This window comes from Tropicimonas aquimaris (assembly GCF_042676185.1).
Taxonomy (GTDB): Bacteria; Pseudomonadota; Alphaproteobacteria; order Rhodobacterales; family Rhodobacteraceae; genus Tropicimonas; species Tropicimonas aquimaris.
In genome coordinates, this window is the sequence record NZ_JBHTJT010000009.1 from 16,343 (window position 1) to 37,317 (window position 20,975).

20 protein-coding genes and 2 pseudogenes are annotated in these 20,975 nt (G+C 62.6%); 16 read left to right on the forward strand and 6 right to left on the reverse strand.

Translation table 11 applies throughout. The features are described 5' to 3' along the window. Positions 1-20 precede the first annotated feature (20 nt). The 6 genes and pseudogenes from ACFQ2S_RS10020 (at position 21) to treY (ending at position 9,983) form a co-directional block, all read left to right on the forward strand. The gene (locus tag ACFQ2S_RS10020) at positions 21-1,460 is read left to right on the forward strand and encodes an amidohydrolase family protein (protein WP_386074330.1); all 1,440 of its coding nucleotides are present in this window, start codon (positions 21-23) and stop codon (positions 1,458-1,460) included. 138 nt (positions 1,461-1,598) lie between these two features. Next, positions 1,599-1,901, forward strand: a complete 303-nt coding sequence (locus ACFQ2S_RS10025) for a hypothetical protein (protein WP_386074331.1) — start codon at positions 1,599-1,601, stop codon at positions 1,899-1,901. Between the two features lie 144 nt (positions 1,902-2,045). After that, positions 2,046-3,389 carry a sodium-dependent transporter gene (locus tag ACFQ2S_RS10030; RefSeq protein WP_386074332.1) on the forward strand — a complete coding sequence of 448 codons (1,344 nt, stop codon included), beginning with the start codon at positions 2,046-2,048 and terminating at the stop codon, positions 3,387-3,389. Positions 3,390-4,037: 648 nt separating this feature from the next. Further along, a pseudogene (gene glgX / locus ACFQ2S_RS10035) lies at positions 4,038-6,071 on the forward strand (glycogen debranching protein GlgX). Further along, complete coding sequence (treZ, locus tag ACFQ2S_RS10040; RefSeq protein WP_386074333.1) at positions 6,064-7,782, forward strand: malto-oligosyltrehalose trehalohydrolase; 1,719 nt, start codon at positions 6,064-6,066, stop codon at positions 7,780-7,782. Before glgX ends, treZ begins: the two are co-directional and overlap by 8 nt. A gap of 2 nt (positions 7,783-7,784) precedes the next feature. Continuing rightward, the gene (treY, locus tag ACFQ2S_RS10045) at positions 7,785-9,983 is read left to right on the forward strand and encodes a malto-oligosyltrehalose synthase (protein WP_386074334.1); all 2,199 of its coding nucleotides are present in this window, start codon (positions 7,785-7,787) and stop codon (positions 9,981-9,983) included. A 98-nt stretch (positions 9,984-10,081) separates the two neighbouring features. On the opposite strand, the pseudogene ACFQ2S_RS24800 reads toward treY, so the two are convergent. Continuing rightward, positions 10,082-10,262: pseudogene (locus ACFQ2S_RS24800) on the reverse strand (IS5/IS1182 family transposase); the annotation flags it as partial. Positions 10,263-10,454: 192 nt separating this feature from the next. Here ACFQ2S_RS24800 and ACFQ2S_RS10050 point away from each other — a divergent pair. The 5 genes from ACFQ2S_RS10050 to ACFQ2S_RS10070 all read left to right on the forward strand — a co-directional run bounded on the left by ACFQ2S_RS10050 (position 10,455) and on the right by ACFQ2S_RS10070 (position 12,867). After that, positions 10,455-11,276, forward strand: a complete 822-nt coding sequence (locus ACFQ2S_RS10050; RefSeq protein WP_386074335.1) for a transglutaminase-like domain-containing protein — start codon at positions 10,455-10,457, stop codon at positions 11,274-11,276. Positions 11,277-11,347: 71 nt separating this feature from the next. Beyond that, the gene (locus ACFQ2S_RS10055) at positions 11,348-11,596 is read left to right on the forward strand and encodes a ParB N-terminal domain-containing protein (RefSeq protein WP_386074336.1); all 249 of its coding nucleotides are present in this window, start codon (positions 11,348-11,350) and stop codon (positions 11,594-11,596) included. Between the two features lie 139 nt (positions 11,597-11,735). Then, complete coding sequence (locus ACFQ2S_RS10060) at positions 11,736-11,963, forward strand: hypothetical protein (protein WP_386074337.1); 228 nt, start codon at positions 11,736-11,738, stop codon at positions 11,961-11,963. Between the two features lie 166 nt (positions 11,964-12,129). Then, the gene (locus tag ACFQ2S_RS10065) at positions 12,130-12,336 is read left to right on the forward strand and encodes a cold-shock protein (RefSeq protein ID WP_386074338.1); all 207 of its coding nucleotides are present in this window, start codon (positions 12,130-12,132) and stop codon (positions 12,334-12,336) included. Between the two features lie 297 nt (positions 12,337-12,633). Next, on the forward strand, positions 12,634-12,867 hold the full coding sequence (locus ACFQ2S_RS10070; protein WP_386074339.1) for a hypothetical protein: 234 nt from the start codon (positions 12,634-12,636) through the stop codon (positions 12,865-12,867). Between the two features lie 432 nt (positions 12,868-13,299). Here ACFQ2S_RS10070 and ACFQ2S_RS10075 read toward each other — a convergent pair whose 3' ends face one another. The 5 genes from ACFQ2S_RS10075 to ACFQ2S_RS10095 all read right to left on the reverse strand — a co-directional run bounded on the left by ACFQ2S_RS10075 (position 13,300) and on the right by ACFQ2S_RS10095 (position 16,462). Next, entirely contained in the window at positions 13,300-13,611 is a 312-nt protein-coding gene (locus ACFQ2S_RS10075; RefSeq protein WP_386074340.1) for a hypothetical protein, read from the reverse strand. 72 nt (positions 13,612-13,683) lie between these two features. After that, positions 13,684-14,175 (reverse strand): hypothetical protein, encoded by a 492-nt coding sequence (locus ACFQ2S_RS10080; RefSeq protein ID WP_386074341.1) that lies wholly within the window; start codon positions 14,173-14,175, stop codon positions 13,684-13,686. A 217-nt stretch (positions 14,176-14,392) separates the two neighbouring features. Next, positions 14,393-15,235: a transglutaminase-like domain-containing protein gene (locus ACFQ2S_RS10085; RefSeq protein WP_386074353.1), complete on the reverse strand. Its 843-nt coding sequence runs from the start codon at positions 15,233-15,235 to the stop codon at positions 14,393-14,395. A gap of 34 nt (positions 15,236-15,269) precedes the next feature. Then, positions 15,270-16,010 carry a hypothetical protein gene (locus tag ACFQ2S_RS10090; RefSeq protein WP_386074342.1) on the reverse strand — a complete coding sequence of 247 codons (741 nt, stop codon included), beginning with the start codon at positions 16,008-16,010 and terminating at the stop codon, positions 15,270-15,272. Positions 16,011-16,075: 65 nt separating this feature from the next. Next, the gene (locus tag ACFQ2S_RS10095; RefSeq protein ID WP_386074343.1) at positions 16,076-16,462 is read right to left on the reverse strand and encodes a hypothetical protein; all 387 of its coding nucleotides are present in this window, start codon (positions 16,460-16,462) and stop codon (positions 16,076-16,078) included. Positions 16,463-17,343: 881 nt separating this feature from the next. On the opposite strand from ACFQ2S_RS10095, the gene ACFQ2S_RS10100 reads away from it, so the two are divergent. The 5 genes from ACFQ2S_RS10100 to ACFQ2S_RS10120 all read left to right on the forward strand — a co-directional run bounded on the left by ACFQ2S_RS10100 (position 17,344) and on the right by ACFQ2S_RS10120 (position 20,913). Next, positions 17,344-17,550: a cold-shock protein gene (locus tag ACFQ2S_RS10100; RefSeq protein WP_089235623.1), complete on the forward strand. Its 207-nt coding sequence runs from the start codon at positions 17,344-17,346 to the stop codon at positions 17,548-17,550. 193 nt (positions 17,551-17,743) lie between these two features. Beyond that, complete coding sequence (locus ACFQ2S_RS10105; protein ID WP_386074344.1) at positions 17,744-18,643, forward strand: fatty acid desaturase; 900 nt, start codon at positions 17,744-17,746, stop codon at positions 18,641-18,643. A 48-nt stretch (positions 18,644-18,691) separates the two neighbouring features. Continuing rightward, on the forward strand, positions 18,692-19,369 hold the full coding sequence (locus tag ACFQ2S_RS10110) for a hypothetical protein (RefSeq protein WP_386074345.1): 678 nt from the start codon (positions 18,692-18,694) through the stop codon (positions 19,367-19,369). Between the two features lie 159 nt (positions 19,370-19,528). Then, positions 19,529-20,047 carry a hypothetical protein gene (locus ACFQ2S_RS10115; RefSeq protein ID WP_386074346.1) on the forward strand — a complete coding sequence of 173 codons (519 nt, stop codon included), beginning with the start codon at positions 19,529-19,531 and terminating at the stop codon, positions 20,045-20,047. Continuing rightward, the gene (locus ACFQ2S_RS10120) at positions 19,978-20,913 is read left to right on the forward strand and encodes a DUF6782 family putative metallopeptidase (RefSeq protein ID WP_386074347.1); all 936 of its coding nucleotides are present in this window, start codon (positions 19,978-19,980) and stop codon (positions 20,911-20,913) included. The genes ACFQ2S_RS10115 and ACFQ2S_RS10120 overlap by 70 nt, the downstream gene beginning before the upstream one ends. Positions 20,914-20,975: the final 62 nt, after the last annotated feature.

A 20,975-nucleotide genomic window follows, 5' to 3' on the forward strand; every position in this document is an offset into this window, starting at 1 on the left:
GCGTCCAATGGGAGATGGAAATGTGCAAGTTCTTCAACTCGGTTGCCGGCGTCGCTCTCGCCGTAGCAACCGTCAGTTCTGCAGTCGCACAGGAGGAAGCGGGACCGCCGCCGATCCTGTTCACGAATGTCGACGTTTTCGACGGCTTTGGACCGGATCTGATCGAAGACGCCAACGTTCTCGTCGAAGGCAACGCAATAACTCAGGTCTCGACCGACCCTATCGAGATAGAGGGTGCGTTCGTCGTTGATGCGACCGGCAAAACAATGACGCCAGGCTTGATCGACATGCACCAGCACGTGATGCTGAACCCACCCGAAGGCACGGCGGCATATCAGACCCGATGGGACGACGCGTCGGGCGGGGCGATCGCCATCCAATACATCAACGATCACATGCTCGTGAAGGGTATCACAACGGTCCGCGACATCGCAGGCGATCCGTTGGACATCGCCAAAGCCATCGATATGGATCTGATCAGGGGACCACGAATCTATTCTGCAGGTGGCGCAATAGGTCAGACCGGCGGTCACAGCGACTGGGCGGGTAGGAACGTCCCGCCGCATACGCTCGAAAACGGTCTGGATATGGGGCAGGCGACGTCGAACACATGGGTGGCTGATGGTGTTGACGACGTGACGCGGGCCGCGCGCCTGAACTTCCGTCGCGGCGCAGCTTTTCTCAAGGTGATGGGCGGCGGCGGTGTTGCCAGTGAATTCGATCCCCTCGAGATCCTGGGCCTGGCCGAGGACGAAGTCGCTCGTGCGGTGGAAATTGCAAGGGACAATGGCACTTACGTGGCGGTTCATGCCTATCACGACGAAAGTTACGACCGGCATCTCCGTCTCGGCACCCGCTCCTTCGAACATGGCTTCCTGATTTCGGAAGTCATGGTTAAGCGCATGGTCGCAAAATACAATGAGACCAAGGACATCGTCTGGAGCTTCCAGTGCTACATGAGCGTGAAGTCCTTCGGCAGCTATGAAACGATGCCCGACTTCTTCACACATGAACAGAAACTCAAGGGCGTTGCCGCGGGTGAAGGCGTGCGCCGAATGTCCAAGTGGATGAACGAATACGGCATGTTCATCGTCGGCGGGTCGGACATTTTCAGCCCCGGATTGGTTGAGAAGATCAAGGAAGACCTCACCTGCAACGTCGAGGCTGGTTTCAGCCCCGCGCAGGCCCTGAAGCATTGGACAGGAAACGCTGGGATCGTGCTCAAGTGGTCGGGGCCAAAGGACCCTTACCCGACATACAAGCTCGGACAGATTGCGCCCGACAGCTATGCCGACATCCTGATCTGGGACGGCAACCCGCTGGAGGACATCAACCTGATCCTCGACGAGACCAACCTGCAGCTCGTCATGAAGAACGGCCGCGCTTACAAAAACACGATGGTCGACAGCGACAGTATCATGTACCGGCCGGCGGTTCGGGAACCGCAGATGCACCCGTGAGCCGGATCACCATGAAGTACGGTGCGATCGCAAAGAACTCGCCGGACTGATTGTACGGCGGGGCGGTTTCATACCTCGGCTGCCTCGCCGGTCGTAAAATGGGATTCAGGCCCAGGCTGGCGCGCAATAGGAGAACGCGTGTCCTTTGTGTCGAAACGTTTTGCAGTAGCCTTGGTCACGCTCTTGCTGCCCGGAACGTTGGTCGCGCAGGAGGGGCTTTCCGGCCCGTCCTCGGTGGCTGCCGAACTGTCTCCGCGAGACGGGCTCACGGACCCGCAGCCGCGGACCAACTTCCCGCGCAACGCCCTTCCCGGCTACTTCGGCTGGAAGGACCGGTTGGCGGAGGGCGGCTTCCGCTTCAATCTCGATTACCTCACCCTGGGAGCTCGTTCCCATGAAAACCGTGCTTTCCGGTTCGCCGTCTTGCGCAGGGATTGCTGAAGGACAATTAAAAAGCAGAGTTCGATCAGCGGATGCCGCATTCCCATTGGTGACCTCTTGTGCTCTACGGCCCGCCAAAGCTCGAATTGAGCTGCAAGCCACACCAGCGCTCCTTGCGAATGCTGACAGTTCAGGGACAGGACAATGAAAGCAGCACATGAGAACTGGGGCTCTCGCCTCGGTTTCATTCTGGCGACCGCAGGGTCTGCGATCGGCCTTGGGAACATCTGGAAATTCCCCTATGTCGCCGGCGAAAACGGAGGGGCTGCCTTTATCATCATCTATCTCGGGATCGTCTTCACCATCGGCCTATCGGTCATGCTGGCGGAAATCGCCATCGGGCGACACGCCCAGACCGATGCCATCAGTGCCTTCCGGAAAATCGGCAAGCCGGGCTGGACCTTCGTTGGCGTCCTTGGCGTCGTGACAGCCGTCATCATCCTGTCCTTCTATTCGGTCGTGGCCGGCTGGTGCATTGCCTATATCGTCAAGTCCGCCGGCGGCGCGTTTTCGGGCATGGACGCGGAAGCGATCGGGGGGGCATTCGGCTCGTTCATCGGATCTCCGGTGGCCCCGATCGTCTACCATGGCATCTTCGCAAGCCTGACCATGGCCGTTGTCATCGGAGGCGTCGCCGGGGGCATCGAGAAGGCCAGCAAGTTCCTGATGCCCATGCTCTTTGTCATCCTCATTGCGCTGGTTGCGCGATCCGTGACCCTTCCGGGTGCGGCGCAGGGCCTGGAGTTCTTCCTTGCGCCGGACTTCTCCAAGATCTCTGCCCTTACCGTCATGGCCGCACTCGGCCAGGCGTTCTTCTCACTCTCCCTCGGCATGGCGATCCTGCTGACCTTCGGATCCTATGTCGACAGGCAGACAAATCTCGGAAAATCCGCGGTCCAGATCGTATTTCTGGATACGCTGGTCGCCATCCTGGCCGGGCTGGCCATCCTGCCGGCCGTCTTTGCCTTAGGCATGGATCCCGCGGCGGGGCCGGGCCTGACATTCGTGACCTTGCCGACAGTGTTCAACTCCATGCCCGGCGGGTACTTCTTTGCCATCATCTTCTTCGTGCTGCTGACCATCGCCGCGCTGACCTCGTCGGTCTCGGTTCTCGAGCCGGTCGTCGCCTTCTTCACCAACATGGGCCTTTCTCGCAAGACGGCCACCATCGGATCCGGCGTGATCATTTTCCTGCTCGGTATCCCCTCCTCCCTGTCGGTCGGGATCTGGAATGACATCCACTTCATCAAGGGCCAGGGCTTCCTCGATTCCGCCAGCTGGTTGACGGACAAGCTCCTGTTGCCGATTGGCGGCCTGCTGATCTGCATCTTCGCCGGCTGGATCATTGCTCCGGTCATGAAAAGGGAAGTGTCTGGAGATGGCGCACCGGGCCTCCTGACCAGGGCCTGGCTTCTCATATTGCGCTTCATCGCCCCGGTCGCGATCCTTCTCATTCTCCTGAGCGGATTGGAGATAATCGCGTTCTGACGCTAAATGATCGGCTTCAGCGCCTGTGGGTCTGAACTCTTCGTCCGCGGGGCGCTGAACGGCAATTCCCATCCGCGCTTCACCATCCATTCATGGGACGGCGATGCGACGGGGTAGCTGATCGTCAGCGCTTCGCGCTGCTGCGATCGCGATGCCGGAGTGGAGCGTGACCAGCGGTCGGTCGGTATTCTACGCCCCCCAAGCGCTCCCTGCGGCCGCGAGCCACGCGCCGATCCTGTCCGTGTCCACTGCGTCTCCATGCGCGTCGACGAACTGCAACACCGGCGGCCTCGATTTTTCGCCACCTTGCCAGGTAGCCCTCGGTCAGTCCCGAAGGCGCAGGCTCGCTGGAACGGTTCCATCCATGGGCTGTTTCGCGCGGCCCGATGAGGGGTCAGCACCGATTGATGCAAGGTGAAAACGCCGGTTGCAAACACAACCGAGGAGCAACGCGGCGGACGGGCTGCGGTCGGCTGCAGTCGGGTGTGCGTGAGGTCAGCCACACGAGAAAAGGACAGCGGCCATGAACCGGGCAAGCTCGTGGGTGTCGATGCAAACACCTTCGGGCGGTTTCCGTGGAACCAAATGCGCCGTGACACGTTGGCAGGTCGGCCCGGGAGCGCTCGGGGTTTTTCAAGGGATCTCTGCATGACCAAGTCCAACCTCCCCTTCGACCGGTCCGCGGCCCGCTCCAACATACTCGGAGCAGAACCGCAGGAGGGCGGAACCAACTTCGCGATCTTCAGCGAACACGCCTCGGCGGTGGAGCTCTGCCTCTTCGACGATTCCGGCGCGCCCACGCAGTCGGGGATGCTGCCGGAGATGGAGGGCGGGATATGGTTCGGCTTCCTGCCGGACGTCGGCCCCGGCCAGCGCTATGGCTAACGCGTCCACGGGCCTTACGAGCCGGACCGGGGGCACCGTTTCAATCCCGCAAAGCTGCTCATAGACCCCTATGCCCGCCGTCTCGATCGCGAGTTGATCTGGAACGACGCGGTTTTCGGCTACGACGTCGCCACCGGCGACGACCTCTCCCTTGATGACCGCGACAGCGCGCCTTTCGTGCCCAAGGGCGTGGTCTCCGACCCGGTGTTCGACTGGAACGGCGATCTGGCGATCCGCCGCCGCTGGTCGGAAACCGTGATCTACGAGGCGCATCTGCGCGGCCTCACCATGCAGCACCCCGCTGTGCCCGAGGAACAGCGCGGCACCTTCACGGCGCTCGCCCATCCGGCCGTCCTCGACCACCTCAACCGGATCGGCGTCACGGCGGTCGAGCTGCTCCCGGTGCAATCCTTCCTGCGCGACCAGCACCTCGTCGACAAGGGGCTCACCAATTACTGGGGCTACAACACGATCAACTTCTTCTCGCCCCAGGCCTCCTATCTCGCCGGCGGGCACGTGGAGGAGATCAAGCGCACCGTGAAGGCCCTGCACAAGGCCGGCATCGAGGTGATCCTCGACGTGGTCTACAACCACACCGCCGAGGGCAGCGAGAAGGGCCCGACGCTGAGTTTTCGCGGCATCGACAACCTCACCTATTACCTCACCGATCCCGAGCACCCGCGCCACTGCTATGACGTGACCGGCACCGGCAACACGCTCAACGTCGCGCATCCGGCCGTGCTGCGCATGGTGCTCGACAGTTTGCGGTACTGGGTGGAGGTCATGCATATCGACGGCTTTCGCTTCGACCTCGCCTCGACGCTCGGCCGCGAACCGACCGGGTTCGAACGCGAGGGCGCCTTCTTCGCCGCGATGAAGCAGGACCCGGTGCTCTCGTCGGTGAAGCTGATCGCCGAGCCCTGGGATGTGGGCGACGGCGGCTACCAGGTTGGCGGTTTTCCCTGGCCTTTCCGCGAATGGAACGACAAGTTCCGCGACGACGTGCGCGGCTTCTGGCGGCGCGACCCGGAGATGGCCGGCCGGTTCTCCGAACGGCTCCTCGGCTCGCCCGTGCAGTTCGGCCATTCGCTCCGCCCGGCCACGAGCTCCGTCAATTTCATCGCCGCCCACGACGGCTTCACCCTGCGCGATACGGTCTCCTACAACCACAAGCACAACGACGCCAATGGCGAGGATGGGCGCGACGGCCACGACCACAACGTCTCCGACAACATGGGGGCGGAAGGCGCGACCGATGATGCGGTCATAAACGACGCCCGCAACGCACGCGTGAAGGCGATGCTCGCGGCGCTGTTCCTGTCGCGCGGCGTGCCGATGCTGCTCGCCGGTGACGAAATGGGCAACACACAGGACGGCAACAACAACGTCTACGCCCAGGACAACGAGACATCCTGGCTCGACTGGGATGCGGCCGACACCGACCTCGTCGACTGGGTGGCCCGGCTGACCGCGCTGAGGCGCAGCTTTCCGGACCTCTCGAGCCGCACCTTCGAGGGTATTTCCGGCGCTCAGGGCGACCGCCTGGACGCGGTGCACTGGTGGCACCCCGAGGGGCGTCACATGGAGGACAGCGACTGGCCGACGACGCTCTGTTTCGGGTTGATCCTCGACGGCGACGACCACAACCTGCTGATGCTGTTCAACGCGGGTGACGCCACCGCGGTCACCCTCCCGGAGGGCAACTGGCGGTTGCGGCTCGCGAGCCGCGAACTTGCGCCCGAAGCGCACCCACTTGAAATGCCCCCTCAGAGCGTTGCGGTATTCGACAATGGCTGACGGGGTCCCGGCGCGGTACTGGGGCGTCGCCCGTTCCGGCGACGGATGGCGCGCCCGGCTCTGGGCCCCCGGGGCGACCCGCGTCGCCGTCGAAATCGACGGCACCCGCCACGACCTCGCCCGCGATGCCGACGACCGGTTCGAGGGGTATCTCGCAGCCCCCGCCGGTAGCCTTTACCGCCTGGTTGTCGATGACGCGCCGATGGTCGACCCGGCCTCGCGCGCGCAACCCCATGGGCTTTTCGGCCCCTCGGCCCTTGTCGATCTCTCGGGCTTTCGCTGGCAACACGACCGGCCGGGCCGTCCCTGGCATGAAGCGGTCATCTCCGAGATCCATATCGGCACCTTCACCCCCGAGGGCACCTTTGCCGCTGCCGCCGACCGTCTCGAGGGGCTGGTAGAACTCGGCATCACCGCCATCGAACTGATGCCGTTGAACCAGATCCCGGGGCAGCACGGCTGGGGGTACGACACCGCCCTCCCCTTCGCGCCGCACCACGCCTACGGCACGCCCGAGGATCTCTGCCGGCTGGTCGACCGCGCTCACGGGCTCGGCCTGATGGTGCTGCTCGACGTGGTCTACAACCACTTCGGCCCCGAGGGCGTCGACCTGCACCGCATCGCGCCGCCGTTCTTCGACCAGACCCGCAGCACGCCCTGGGGAGCGGCCATCGACTTCACCAAGGAGCCGGTGCGCGATTTCTACCGGGCCAATGCCTTGATGTGGCTGACCGAGTACCGGATCGACGGGTTCCGCTTTGATGCGACCCACCAGATCCAGGACCCCTCCGACATCCATATTCTCGACGAGATCTCCGCGGCCGCGCGTGCCGCCGTGGACGGGCCGGTCTACCTGGTCGCCGAGGACGAGCGCAATGACACCGCGCTGCGCGAAACCGGAATGCTCGACGCCCATTGGAACGACGATTACCACCACGCGATCCACTGTGCGCTGACCGGAGAGGCAGAGAGCTACTATCGCTCCTTCGCGGTCGATCCGATCGCCGATCTCCTGCTGGCGCTCCGTTCGGGCCAGGTGCGGCAGGGCCAGGAGCGCGCGGGCAGCGACATCGCGCGCGGCAAGCCGTCGGGCCACCTGCCGCCCTGCGCGTTCGTCAATTCCAACCAGACCCACGACCAGGTCGGCAACCGCGCCCTCGGCGAGCGGCTGGTCGCGCTCGCGGGCGACCCGGCGACCCGCGCCACCCATGCGATGCTGCTCTGTCTGCCCTTCGTGCCGATGCTGTTCATGGGCGAGGAGCGCGGCGAGACCCGTCCTTTCCAGTTCTTCGCCGACCCCGGCGAAGACCTTGCCCAGGCCTACCGCGACGGGCGCCGGGCGGAGTTTGCCGGGTTCTCCGCCTTTGCCGGGGCAACGGTGCCCGACCCCACGTCCCCCGCCACGCGCGATGCCTCGCGCCTCGGCTGGGCCGACGACGACCGCGCGCGCGGCTGGCTGGACCTTACCCGCCGGTGCCTGGCATTCCGACGCGAGCACGTCGTTCCGCGTGTCGCCTCAGGTCTCGTCGGCGACCCCGAAGCCTGGCGCACCGGTCAGCGCTCGATCGCCGCCGAATGGCGCTTCGCCGCCGGCCGTCTCCGGATCGCGGCCAATCTCGGGGCGCTGCCCGACACGCCGCCCGACTGGTCGCCGGACCTTTCCGAGGGCGACCCGGCCCTCTCCCCCTTCGCCTTCGCCGTGAGCACATGACCATGTTCCCCACAGCCACCTACCGGCTCCAGCTTCGGGGCGGCGTCGACTTCGCCGCCGCCGAGACATGGCTGCCCCACCTCGCTTCCCTCGGGATCTCGCATCTCTACCTGTCGCCGATCTTTACCGCGCAGCACGGATCGACCCATGGCTACGACATCATCGACCCCGGCGAGATCGACCCGGCCCTCGGTGGCCGCGCGGGTTTCTCGCGCCTTGCCAGGGCGGCCAGGGCGCAGGGTCTCGGGCTGATCCTCGACATCGTCCCGAACCATACCGCCTTCACCCCGGCCAATCCCTGGCTGCGCGACGTCCTGCGCTACGGCGAACACAGCCGTTTCGCGCATCATTTCGACATCGATTGGCAGGCGGGACCGCTGGTCCTGCCGCTGCTCGACGGCACCTTCGACCAGGCGCTCGAACGCGGCGACCTCACGCTGCGGCGCGAGGCCGGCCGGCCGGTGCTCGAAGCGCCGGGGCTTACCCTGCCGCTTGCCCCCGGCACAGACATCTCCCGCAATGACCGCGACGCCCTGCGCGCCGTCCACGACGCCCAATCCTGGCGGCTGACCGATTGGCGCTACGAACGTGACGGGGTGACCCATCGGCGGTTCTTCAACGTCACGTCGCTGATCGGGATGCAGGTCGAACGGGCCGAGGTCTTCGAAGACATGCATGCGCTGCTGTTCGATCTTGTCGATGCTGGCGAGGTCGATGGTGTGCGGGTCGACCATGTCGATGGGCTGGCCGACCCGACGGGTTACCTCCGTCGTCTTGCCGCGAACCTCGGACCGGTGCCGATCTGGGTCGAGAAGATCCTGGTCGGCGAAGAACAGCTGCCCGATTGGCCGGCTGCCGGCACAACCGGCTACGAGGCCGCGCGCGCCATCGCCTGCGTGCTTACCGACGAAGCCGGCTGGCAGCGGCTGCACGCGCTCTGGCAGGAGGAGACCGGCCGCGACATGAGCTTCCGCGAGGCGCTTGCCGAGGCCAAGGACCAGGTACTGCGCGAGGAACTTGCGGCCGAACTGCACGAGCTGATCGCGCTGTGCAAACCGGTGCTTGGCGACGATCCAGAAACCGACGCTGGCGCCGAATCCATTCGTGAGGCGGTCTTCGCCCTGCTCATCGCCTTCCCGCGCTACCGCAGCTATATCCAACCCGGGCGCGCGCCCCGCGAGGTTGACGTGACCTTGTGGCAGGAGGTAGCCGAGAAGGCCGCGCAAGGCCTCCGTTCGGATCGGGTGGTCCGCGCTCTCGTCGAGGCGATCCTGCGATCCGAGACCGCCGAAGAGGCGGCGCTCACCCGGCGGTTCCAGCAGGTGTCGGGGGCGCTGCTCGCGAAGGCGCAGGAAGACACCGCGGGGTTCCGCTGGGTGCCCTGTCTCGCCGCAAACGAAGTGGGCGCCGAACCCGACGAGCCCGCCTGGGACGGGGCGCAGTTCCTCGACTGGGCGGCGACCCGAGGATCACGCGGGCTCACCCTGACCTCGTCGCACGACACCAAGCGCAGCGAGGACGCGCGGATGCGGCTCGTTGCGCTTACGCATTGCCCCGACGACTTCGCCGCGCTGTGGGCCCGCGCCCGCGCCCTTCCCGAAGCCACTGCCCCCGATCCGAACCAATGCTGGTACATCCTGCAGTCTCTGATCGCGCTCTGGCAGCCCGTTGGCCAGTCGATCGCACAGGATCTCGCCGACCGGCTCGTGCAGCATACAGAGAAGGCCCTGCGCGAGGCGAAGGAGACGACAACCTGGGCGCATCCGGACGCCGAGGTCGAACAGGCCGCGGCTGCATTTGCCCGTGCGCTGGTGGCCGACTGGACGCGGGACGAGCCACCGCGGCTTGCCCCGATCCTTGCCGCGGGCGAGGCACTGTCACGCCTGCAGCTCGAACTGAAACTCGCGCTCCCGGGCGTGCCCGACTTCTACCAGGGGGCGGAAGGGGCGCTCCTCGACCTCACCGACCCCGACAACCGCCGCCCCGTCTCGCCTGCCGAAATGGAAGCCCTGTGTTCGTCCTCCGGAGCCGTTGGAGCAAAGTGCCGTCTGACCCGCGCCCGTCTTGCCGGGGCCGAGCCCGCCGGCGACGACTGGCCCGCAATGGACCCGGGCACCCGGATCATGGCGCGTTACAAGCCGCTTCTGGACCGCTGCCGTGAAGCGAGTTTCGGCGTTTCCCATGGTTCTGACGTTGATTAGGATTGTCCGGGCAGGTTCTCATTGCCCTTGACGTTTCCTCACAAGCTCCACTCCCCACGTCTGCGCCAACCCAACGTCGGCGGACGAGGATACACCTCATGGCGCTCGGGGCAGATGAATTGATCATTCAACTCATCCCATTCGGCGTCTGATCGGGTGAATGTGCTTTTCCACCCGCTCCGCCTTGTCGATGACAGGGATGAACGGAATGATGATGCGTTTCGCGATCAGCCATCCGAAGGTCTCGGCAGTGCCGTAGACCGTGTCTGCCGCAAGCCAGAGAACTGCGGTTTTGTCGGAGACAACAGCCACGGAGGGAGGGACAGTATTTCAGGTGTTGTCGTTGAACCAAGGACGAGAAGCTGGCCCCCTTGGCGATGCAGGCGACAACGCGGGCTCTACATGCTAAGCGTTGGCCAATCCCAACCGCCGGAGACACCGCTGAAGGTGTCGGCGAGAAAGTCGGTCCCCATGCGACTGCACCTCGGCTGTCGGCTCAGCTTTCAGCTGCCATCAGCGACACCGATGATACTTCTACTGAATGTTCACTACTCGCGCGCAAGCGATCTGGAGCGGCCCGATGTGCTGACGACCAATCCCGCAGTTCCCATCGAGAATTACCGTGACGGCTTCGGCAACTGGTGTTGTCGACTGTCGGCGCCAGCAGGGCGCTTCACGGTTTCCACGGATGGTATCATTCGGGATCCCGGTCTTTCCGACCTCAAGGATCTTGCCGCTGCCCAGGTCGAAATCGGCAAACTGCCGAGCGAGGTCCTGACCTTTCTTCTGCCGAGCAGGTATTGCGAGACGGATCTTCTGTCAGATTTCGCCTGGAAGCAATTCGGAGACACCCGGGCAGGCTGGCCGCGCGTCCAGGCGGTGTGCGACTTCGTGCATGATCACGTGACTTTCGGCTATCAGCACGCACGTGCGACACGCACGGCCGCCGAAACTCTGAACGAAGGCGTCGGTGTCTGCCGCGATTATACCCACCTTGCGATCACACTCTGCCGGTGCCTGAACATCCCGGCGCGCTACTGCACCGGCTACGTCAGTGACATCGGTCAGGAACCGCCATTTCCTCCGATGGATTTCGCGGCCTGGATGGAGGTCTATCTCGGCGGCGCGTGGTGGGTGTTCGACCCACGCAACAACGACATCCGTTTCGGGCGAGTTCTCGTTGCGCGGGGGCGCGATGCGGCCTACGTGCCTTTGACACACGGATTTGGCGAGCATCAGCTTACCGACTTCGCTGTATGGATCGAACAGCAGGATGGGGCATCACAGACCTGATCCCGGAAACGGCACCCTGCGAGTGGTGACTCAAGGCGGGCACGAGGAAGAGACACGATGGAGAGAAACGCATGCTGAAAAAGGCGCCTTACCCGATCGACAAGATCCGCGTTCCGGTCAAACGCATCAAGACCCTGGATCCTGACAAGGTGTTGGAGCTTGCCGAAAGCATCATGCAACATGGCCAGAAGACACCAATACGCTTGCGCAAGGACGGTGATCGGTTTGTCCTGATCGAGGGGTTGCATCGGCTCGAAGCGCTTCGGGCGCTCGGAGAGAAAACGATTATCGGCTACCTCGTAAGTGCGCGGCTGCACTGACTCGCATCTCGCCAGCATGTGCGCTTTCCGATCCCGTGAAATCCATTCCAGATTTGACTGGCCTTCGAGACCTGGCTGTGCTCTGCGGAAGATGGCTTACCCAGGATTCTCGGGTCGGTTTCAACCCGGGAGACACTACATGGCACCTCGAAACCAGATCAGCGTCGTCAAGACGGCGCAAATGGCAAACACCCTCAAGCTGGTCGTCGACGGAACGGTCGCAGGCTCCGTGGTTGTGATCGACGGGAACACCGTCGAACTGCGCGATCACCGTGACCGGATGCTCGGAACGTTTCCCGATGCGGCGACTGCGATCGCCGAGTTCGAGAAGACGATCGGATTCGACGAGGTCGGGCTCGATCTGTGACTGCTTGAAAAACTTTCCTTGTGTTTGCGACTGGCACGCCCCATGTATGAGGGGCAACGTTATCTCTTTGACCACTGTCTCCCTTACCCGGCTTCAGTATCGACTTGATCTGACCGAGCCGGGCGGCCGCAACTCCGTGGGCAGCACTCAAACAGGAGACATCACGATGGCCAATGGCACCGTGAAATGGTTCAATTCCACCAAAGGTTTCGGCTTTATCGAGCCTGAAGGGGGCAAGCGCGACGTGTTTGTTCACATCAGCGCGCTCGAACGCGCCGGCATTTCGGCTCTCGACGATGGTCAGAAAGTGACCTTCGACACCGAGACCGGGCGAGACGGGCGCGACGCCGCGACCAACGTGGCCCTTGCTTGATCAGCCGGGGCGCTTTCTGAGCGCCCCGATGCTCACCCGAAGAAGACGGACGCTTCACACGGAAAGACCAGTGTGAAGCATCGCAATGCCGATCTCGCACCGCAGATCCTGCTCGTGCTCCTCATGATCATCGCAGTGGCATTGAAGTGGGTCGCACTTGCTGACGTTTCGCCGGCAACTGACCCGACAGACTCCCGACGCGGTTCTATTGCCGCCGAGAGCTGAGACGCCCTCTTCCTACCCACCACAGGTTTTACCAGACGGCGCTGCAAGACCAGCGCTGCCCACAATACATGAATGGAAAAAATGAAAGATAATCAGCTCAAAAGCAATGTTCGCTCCGAACTGGCCAAACTGATCGCGCGTCTCGGCCCCGCTCCCACGGATCCGCGACCGACAGACGAAGCCTATGATATTTATTCCGAGATCCGCTTCGCAAGGAACCGGCGGGCGCTTGCTCTGGCTGCGGTCTGCTATTGGTGTGGCCTTGGCCCAACCGATGTGCTGGAACATGAGGCAAACTGGTCGTGACCGGCCTGTGCTGGTCCAGAAGATGCTGCCTTGAAAAAATGAGTTAGCACAGTCACTGCGTAACCGGAGTTCTGCCCCCTCCTACCGTGTCGCTTCTTGATCTGAGATCGGCTCCCTCGGAGCACGATCAGCAAGGAGCTCCGCCATCAATGCCACATCGGCGGATTGCACGGCGGATGACGACGGGACCAGAAACAGGGTGAAGGTCGCCGTTCCCCTTTCCTGGTCCAAACAATGGCCCGGTATTGGGGGAACAGACAGCCCGGTGCTTCCCGGCGCCGCGGTACGCCTGGAAAAGGTGCGCTTACAACGGGCACAGACGCGGTGGCCCCCCCTCCGCTCAGAGGGTGGCCTTGCAGCTAAGGCAGCCGCGTTCGGCAGCTACGTCGTGTCGCGCTCTGACGATCGATCGAACGGACTCTTCCGTGTCGATCATGGCTCCTGCTCTTGATGTTTTATCAGGTGTGCAATTTCGTCGAGGGCACGCTCGATCATTTCCCGGGTCCGGGGAGCCTGTCCGTCTGGTGACGCGGCATAGCGATCAAGAAGAAGTCGGCATCTCTCCATAGTTTCTATCCAGGTCGGCACCGGCTCGGCCATCATTTGCTCTTCCAGACTTTCGAGGTGAGGCTGACCAACCGTTTTGGGGCTCGAACGGTTGTTTGCGGAATGCCGCCGCAGCTTGATCTCGATCTTTCCAGCAGCGGTCCTGCGACCGTCGAGTTCGATTGGGTCGTCTGTCACGGCAAGGTCCTCACGACGGCGTCCGATCGGGGGTGCCACGGAATTGTTGGACGATCATCTGGCACATGGCCATCATTCGCCGATCCCCGGTCGAGAGGTTCCCGTCCGGAGGCGGCGATCATCAAACCCATCGGTCTCGTGCGGCGTAGCCAGGTCTTGCCTCTGCTCTGCACCGCCGGTTTCTCCACCGGATCGGACCCGGTAGAACTCACGCAACTCGGACTCGGTAACGCCATCAGCCTGCATGACGAGACCGATCATCGGATCGGCGAGCATCTCCTCGAGGAAGAAATCCTTGAGGGGCTTGCCGGTGAGCTTGTCCTTTGCAACGGCATGTTCCAGCTCTGCAAGTGGAACGGTCAGCGTCCGGCTCAGGCCGGGGCGCGACGACTGGGGCTTCAGGTGTATCAGTACCGAAGAGGTCCATGTACCGAGATCGATCGTGTCCAAAGGTTCGAGGATCTCGGTCTCGATGTCGTATTCGCCGGGCGGTAGGCTCTCGTTGAAACTGGGGAGTTCGAACGGTCGCAGAAAAACCGCGGTCGTCTTGATCGAAGAAATCATTGGATATCTCCAGGATGAATTGTGACCACGGATGTCCAGCCGGATAGTGGGGCGTGGGCTGTAGTCTTGTCGTCAGCTACGTTTCGTTCGTGGGACGGACGCCAGGGTATGCGTCGCGCGGTGGGCAGGCGTCACTGTTTCGAAACTCGTTGAACTCGCCCGACCGGGTGAACCGATGGCGAATGGACAAAACCTGACGACGACGGAGCGCTGCTATTCAATTGCGGGTATCGGACGGCGCTTCCGTCGGAGCGTCTTCCGCGTTGCGTATCCATACCTCGAACTGAGTTAGAGTGTTCGGCCCGAAAGTCTGTGTCAGAGGCACATCAGCCGCGTCCCGCCCTCGGGCGATCAGAACCCTCCCGGTGCGCCTCGTGTTGTTTCGAGGGTCAAACACCCACCAGCGACCGCCGAGAAAAACCTCCATCCACGCGGCGAAGTCGCCAGGCGGATAGGGCTCCGGCTCGCCGATATCGCTCAGATAGCCCGTGCAGTAGCGGGCCGGGATGTTCATGCAGCGGCAAAGGGCGATTGCGACATGTGTGAAATCGCGGCAGACGCCCTGCCGCCCGGCCAACGTTTCGGACGCTGTGCGAGTTGCGCTTGCCTGCATATAGTCGAACGAGACGGCTTCGTGAACGAAATCGCAGATCGCTTGAACGCGTGCCCATCCTGGCGCCGTGTTCTCGAACATGCGCCAGGCTTCGTCCGACAGAAGATCCGTGTCGCAGTAGCGGCTGCCCAGAAGATTCACGAGCGTCTCGAAAGGCAGGTCTTGAACCGCATGCTGCGCCGCCTCAGGCGCGAACGCATCGGGCCGGCCAGAGTCGCGGAAGATGCCGTCGGAGCTTAGGGTGAAGTCGCCGGCTGGCGCCACCAGCCGCGTGCACCAGTTTCCGAACCCGTCGCGATAGCTTTCGAGTGGCACGCTGGGCGACGTCACCAGATAGTCGGCCCGTTCCAGGTCGCCGAACCGCGAGTAGTGCACATTCAGCATGGCAATGAGCGGCGTCGGTCCAGTGAACTGGTAACTCAGGCGGCATCCGATGTGCATACGTATACCGGACATTCCGGAACGGGCTGGATTGGGAGAACTATCGTCCAAGAACACACTCCCCATCCGAGAGTTGAAAGCTGCGGTCGCATCGCCACCGGTTGCCGGACCGGTCGAAATGCGCGTTCGCCGGCAAATTGATCGCTACACATGCGTTGCCCTTGGCCTCATATCCGCGCTCGCAGCGCCATCCCGGTCCGTATGAGTCCGGGTCGAGAAAGGCATTTGCCGGCACTGGAACGGGATCGCAGCGGCCGTCGACTTTTCGAAATCCCCTCTCGCAGGCCCAAGCGGCCCCGTAGTCCGCATTGGTGAGATAGCCGTTCTCCGGCACGGCAATTGGAATGCAGTTGCCGGCCTTTGCCGTATAGCCACGCGCGCATTTCCAACCGGATTCCGAAGGGTCATTCGTAAGATATGCATGATCGGGCAAGACGATGAGGACACAGCTCTCCCCGTCCCGCCGGAACCCGCGTTCACACTGCCAGTCGTAGCCAGACGAATGCAGGAAAGCGTTGGTTGGTATTGAGATCGGCTTGCAGGCCGTGCCACCGACCTCTTGGTATCCGCGCCGACACGCCCAGCCCGAGCCATACGACCGCCCTGTCGGAAAGGCATTCTCGGGAGTATCGATGGCGAGGCACTCTGCACCCTCCACACGGTATCCAAGGTCACAGTCCCAGCCGCCGCCATAGTCACGCGCCTCTGCATTCTCCGGTAGCGGTCCGGTGCCGTCCTGCGCAAGGACAGGAAACGCAAGGAAGGCAATCATGCCCGCCAAGGCAGCCATCCTCGCAAACGGACCTGGCCGGAGAGCCTTCGACCAGCAGATGGAAAGGGCGCGGCTCATCCTTCGTCAACCGCGGTAGGGGCGCTCTCCGGGGTTACATTCAAATCCAGAGACGCCAGACACGCCTGGGCAATCTCCCGGTCGGGCGCCTCGGCCCCCGGAACGGTTGCCCATCCGGCCTTCATCACCGCATCTCGACGTTGGTAGGTCGAAGCGGCACGGATCGTCGCCAGCTTTTCCACGCGCTCCGGATCGGTTCGGGCAATATCGAGGCAAACAGGCACCATTGCCGAAACGACGTCATCACGTGAGATCTTCATCGCCATGTCACGCGCGGTCCCGCCGGTCACCCAGCCGCCCCAGGCAAAACCGACGATGGCAACGAAAACGGCGCCGATCAGGGCACCTTTTATGCCCGGCTTGAGCCATTCGGGAGTGTTCATATCTTGTCCTCCTGCGGAGAGAGCGCCGCCTCGCTATGAATATCGTTCGGTCACGCAGTCAGGTTTCGGCATTTCGCGCCGTTTCCCGTCTTGCGCCACGCTCCGGCCGGCATGGTCTCTGTCAGCCATGCTCTCCGTATCTCCTCCAGCGCGTCGGCACGGCCGCAGCTCGCCCTGTTGTTTCGGCTTCTCGCACTGTTGGTCCCAGCGGCGACCGCCAGCGGCATCGAGGCGAATAGCAAGCAATCTCTCGACGGCCGTGAGCCTTGCCACCTCGTCCACAGCGCACAACGTAATCGCTCCACCTCCACGCCCCTCAAAGGCGCGTGAATTCGTTGTCTTCTGAATGGGTCCCGGCCTCGTGGTATGAAGGCCTTCGAGCCGTCAGGTGAGGCAGGCACTGAGTCCGAGTTCTTCGAAATTCCCATACGGTCCGTTTCCGGACCTCGATCCGGTGGCTCCGCCAGGCGCCTCTGCGCTTGGACGGCTGAGATGTACCCGGGGCAACCGCACACGACACAAGGCCGAGCCAACATCTGCCCGAAGCGGGGTCTCCCTTCGTGATTTGGGAAAACTGTCCATCACGGCCGGGGGCGACCTTGAGGCCGCCTGCTCACGCGGCAGGGCTATGACGTAATAAAAACATGGGGCCTCGCGCCTGCATTGTCAATCATTGCATTCGAAATGCGCATTTTGACGAAAAGAAATTTCCAGGCCGGACCGCACTTGTTTCTCTCTCCTCGAAGCCCCACCTCTGTAGAGCTAACGTTATTCTCTGCGAACCTCTGCCTCCGTTCACCCGGCATCAGTTGATCGATTCGAGCTGACTTTGCCGGGCTGCCGCGCTGTGCGGGCAGCATTCAGAACAGGAGACCACGGATATGGCCAATGGCACCGTGAAATGGTTCAATACGTCCAAAGGCTTCGGCTTTATCGAGCCCGAGTCCGGCGGCAAGGACATCTTCGTCCACATCTCGGCTGTTGAGCGTGCGGGCCTCACCGGCCTGGCCGACGCCCAGAAGGTGACCTTCGACGTAGAGGCCGGCCGCGACGGCCGCGAAAGCGCGACCAATCTCGCGCTCGCATGAAACGAGTGTGACCGGGTGCCCTGATGGGCGCCCGGAACCCAGCCAGCCACAGCGACGGCTGTCTCCCGCCAGTGAACCCGTTTTGGCCGTCACCTCTGGCGGAGCGGCCGAATGGACACGACGTCTCGCAGCCTATCGCATCCCGAATTCGGCGCGGAGCCGCTTCGAACTGGCTGTGACGGCGCTACCATTCATGGCGATCTTTGCCGCCGCATGGGCTGCATTGTCAGTCAGCCTCTGGATCTCCGTCGCGCTGTCGCTGGCGAACGCAGCCTTTGTGGTGCGCCTTTTCATGGTCCAGCACGATTGTGGCCATGGAGCCTTCTTTGGCAGCCGTCGATGGAATGACTGGGTTGGCCGGACGATCGGCGTGCTGACTCTGACGCCGTATGGTGTGTGGAGGAGAAACCATGCCATTCACCATGCAACGACCGGAAATCTCGACCGCCGCGGCGTCGGAGATATTCCGACGCTCACAGTTTCGGAGTACCGCGCAAAGCCGCTTGTTGGCCGTTGCCTGTATCGCCTGATGCGGCATCCCGCGATCCTGTTCGGGGTGATCCCTTTCTACACTTTCTTCCTCCAGAATCGTATCCCTATGGGCCTCATGCGGTCCGGGTGGCGCTATTGGGCAAGTGCGCTTGGCACGAATGCCGTGGTCTTGTTCATGCTTGGTGGGCTTTACCTGCTTGGCGGCTTGCAGGTCCTGCTCTGCGTCTACTTGCCGATGATGATGCTCGCGGCCTCGGCCGGCATGTGGCTGTTCTACGTCCAACACCAGTTTGAGGAAACGTCCTGGGCCGACGAAGACGATTGGTCGGTGCAGGACGCAGCCTTACACGGTTCGTCTCACTACGTTTTGCCCACGGTCCTGAACTGGATCACGGCGAATATCGGGGTCCATCACGTTCACCACCTTGCCAGCAGGATTCCGTTCTACCGTTTGCCCGAAGTCCTTCGGGACCATGACGCGCTCGCCGATACAGGGCGTCTCACGCTTCGCGAAAGCCTGCATTGCGCAAGCCTCTCTCTTTGGGACGAAGAGAGCCGGCGACTGGTCTCTTTCGCCGAGGCTCGGAGGCTGCCGGCCTGAGGCTGACGCAAAGGACATGACATTTCACCATCGAGGAGAAGATCAACGATGACACGTTCCAGCACAGCAGGCAGCTACGATATGAGCCATGACGTCTTCAAGGTTAAGAGCAAGAAGAAAACCAAGGCGCGCAACAAGGAAAAGGTCCCGGCGGTCCTCGTCGGCGAGCACGGCCGATATCAGATCAAGTCAGGCTACCTCGCCGGGGAATTCGTTGCACGCGCGTTTCCCAAACCGCCGACGCAGGCACGCGGACTGATCGCCGAGGCGCGCGGCGCAACGGAAGAGGCGGCAATCGCGAACCTGCTCGAGGTCATCAATGCTCGGGAGGACCGCAGAACCGCACAGCGCAGAACCGATCCGCGAACGGGTCTGGCCGTGCCGAGCACCGAGGAATACCGCGAAGCGATCGGTCAAATCGCCCTGTCGAGACCGCAGCGCGCGATGCTGGCGGCACTGTCTCTCGCCGGCGAAGACGGAATGACGGACGCACGCATGGCGTACGCGGCGGGGTACAAGTCACAGGCATCCGCCAATCGGTCTTTCGCCGGCGCTGGAATGCTGATTGCCAATTATCTTTCTGCGGAGACGGTTTCGAACGGACCTTCCAACGGTCTGGAAGGCACCTCAATCCTCGGTTTCAGGGGCATTGCGCGCAACGACGAAGACCCTGGAAACTGGATACTCCATCCCGAGTTGCGCGCTTCAGTCCGAAGTGGAATCTGATCTCGAGGATAGATCTCCGCAGCTCAACGCGGCGAGCGCTTCCCCCTTCCGGTCGCCAGCCAGGCCGGAGCAACGAATTGCAGTCCCGATATGGAACTAGGTCTCAGAGGGTTTCCATTTGGCGGAGAGCGGAAAGAGCCGTAGCCTCGGAAGCAACCGATGGCATCAGACATACCAATATCGGAGGAATTTAGCGTTGAACGCGATTGGCCGAGGACCGTCGGGCTGGTCGCCATCGGTCTGCTGCTGATAGCGGCATCGGCCTATGGTGTGCAGATGGAAGTCGACGGCTACCGGGATCGCAGGTTCCGCAGTGACTCCTTCGTCATTCTCCCGCTGGCATCCTTCCTGCTCTGCATTGCGATCTGGCGCCTGATTGTTCCATTCGGCGCCCCCTTGCGGATTCGCAGGTCTGGCCTGGTCGACCTTCGAATCAACCGCACCGAAATTCCGTGGACAGCGGTCCGGAACTGCGTCCGTCGAGGCGATTTCGTGATACTGACGCTGCGCCCCAGCTTCTCGAAATCCTACACGGTTCCTGTCGAACAGAAGCTGGTGAAGGCAATGCACAAACGTGTCGGGCCAAACCATCTAATGATAGCAACTTGGTGCCTCGAGATCTCGTCGACGGACCTGAAAGACGTGATCGACAGGTATCGGAATGCGGGGAAGACCTGATCGCTCTGGTGTCGCTCGGCTCTTTGAGAATTCCCCTCGATCTGCAAAAATCATGCCGCGTCGGTTGTGATGGGGTGCGCATGAGTTGGATTTCCAGGCTGGCAGGCATCGCACTTGTGTGCTCATCAACGCAAGCGATCGCTGACGTTGTTGGCGGGCATCAGGTCGTGTGTCTGCACGCCCCCTACGACCGGGCGACGACGGATCACGAAGCCCGGATACAAGCGCTGGCGGACTGGCTCCGGACCGCCCTTGCCCGCCATCCGGATCTTCTGTTTTCGCTGGAAGAGAGCGCGCCAAGGATCTGTCTCGCGGAGAAGATCTTCGGCGCCGAGGGCTATTTCGACGTGGATGGCAACGCGATTGTTCTGCGGGAAGGCCTGTCTCTGGACATGATGCGCGCGGTGGTCCTCCACGAGGTCCGTCACCTTCACCAGGTCCATTCGGGGACTTGTCCGGCACCGGACAACTCGATGAAGGCGGTTGCTCGCATGACGCTGGCGCTCGAAGCCGATGCAAGCGCGATCAGCCTCGTTGTCGGATGGAGCTTGCGAGAGGCCGGCGCCCCCGGCGTGTGGGACGCGCTTGCAGCATGGCCAACGCATGCGGATCTGGCCGCAGTCTACGAACGCACAATGACGGAGACGGGCGATCCGATGCACGCCGCAGCGCAGGCTTTCGCCCAATGGTACGTGTCCGACTGGCGTCGACAGTCGTACTATCTTGCCGCATGCAGCGACTACCTTGATCGACAGGACGACACCCATAGCCTCCCCCAACATGGTGCGCTGGCGTCTGATTTCCTGACGACGATTTGCAAGCTTCCGGATGGACGGCCCTACCCCTGCGAAGAACCGAAGTTCTGAACAGCCCGTGTTCCCGTGGACACGTTCAATTCTCGGTTTGTGCAGCCGTTCTACGCCGGCTC

What these genes read in the sequence shown, in the direction of transcription:
- ACFQ2S_RS10020 (WP_386074330.1), top strand. Translation starts at nt 21, where the DNA reads ATGTGCAAGTTCTTCAACTCGGTTGCCGGCGTCGCTCTCGCCGTAGCA.
- ACFQ2S_RS10030 (WP_386074332.1), top strand. Translation starts at nt 2,046, where the DNA reads ATGAAAGCAGCACATGAGAACTGGGGCTCTCGCCTCGGTTTCATTCTG.
- treZ (WP_386074333.1), top strand. Translation starts at nt 6,064, where the DNA reads ATGGCTGACGGGGTCCCGGCGCGGTACTGGGGCGTCGCCCGTTCCGGC.
- treY (WP_386074334.1), top strand. Translation starts at nt 7,785, where the DNA reads ATGTTCCCCACAGCCACCTACCGGCTCCAGCTTCGGGGCGGCGTCGAC.
- ACFQ2S_RS10050 (WP_386074335.1), top strand. Translation starts at nt 10,455, where the DNA reads ATGCGACTGCACCTCGGCTGTCGGCTCAGCTTTCAGCTGCCATCAGCG.
- ACFQ2S_RS10055 (WP_386074336.1), top strand. Translation starts at nt 11,348, where the DNA reads ATGCTGAAAAAGGCGCCTTACCCGATCGACAAGATCCGCGTTCCGGTC.
- ACFQ2S_RS10060 (WP_386074337.1), top strand. Translation starts at nt 11,736, where the DNA reads ATGGCACCTCGAAACCAGATCAGCGTCGTCAAGACGGCGCAAATGGCA.
- ACFQ2S_RS10065 (WP_386074338.1), top strand. Translation starts at nt 12,130, where the DNA reads ATGGCCAATGGCACCGTGAAATGGTTCAATTCCACCAAAGGTTTCGGC.
- ACFQ2S_RS10070 (WP_386074339.1), top strand. Translation starts at nt 12,634, where the DNA reads ATGGAAAAAATGAAAGATAATCAGCTCAAAAGCAATGTTCGCTCCGAA.
- ACFQ2S_RS10080 (WP_386074341.1), bottom strand. Translation starts at nt 14,175, where the DNA reads ATGATTTCTTCGATCAAGACGACCGCGGTTTTTCTGCGACCGTTCGAA.
- ACFQ2S_RS10095 (WP_386074343.1), bottom strand. Translation starts at nt 16,462, where the DNA reads ATGAACACTCCCGAATGGCTCAAGCCGGGCATAAAAGGTGCCCTGATC.
- ACFQ2S_RS10100 (WP_089235623.1), top strand. Translation starts at nt 17,344, where the DNA reads ATGGCCAATGGCACCGTGAAATGGTTCAATACGTCCAAAGGCTTCGGC.
- ACFQ2S_RS10105 (WP_386074344.1), top strand. Translation starts at nt 17,744, where the DNA reads ATGGCGATCTTTGCCGCCGCATGGGCTGCATTGTCAGTCAGCCTCTGG.
- ACFQ2S_RS10110 (WP_386074345.1), top strand. Translation starts at nt 18,692, where the DNA reads ATGACACGTTCCAGCACAGCAGGCAGCTACGATATGAGCCATGACGTC.
- ACFQ2S_RS10115 (WP_386074346.1), top strand. Translation starts at nt 19,529, where the DNA reads ATGGCATCAGACATACCAATATCGGAGGAATTTAGCGTTGAACGCGAT.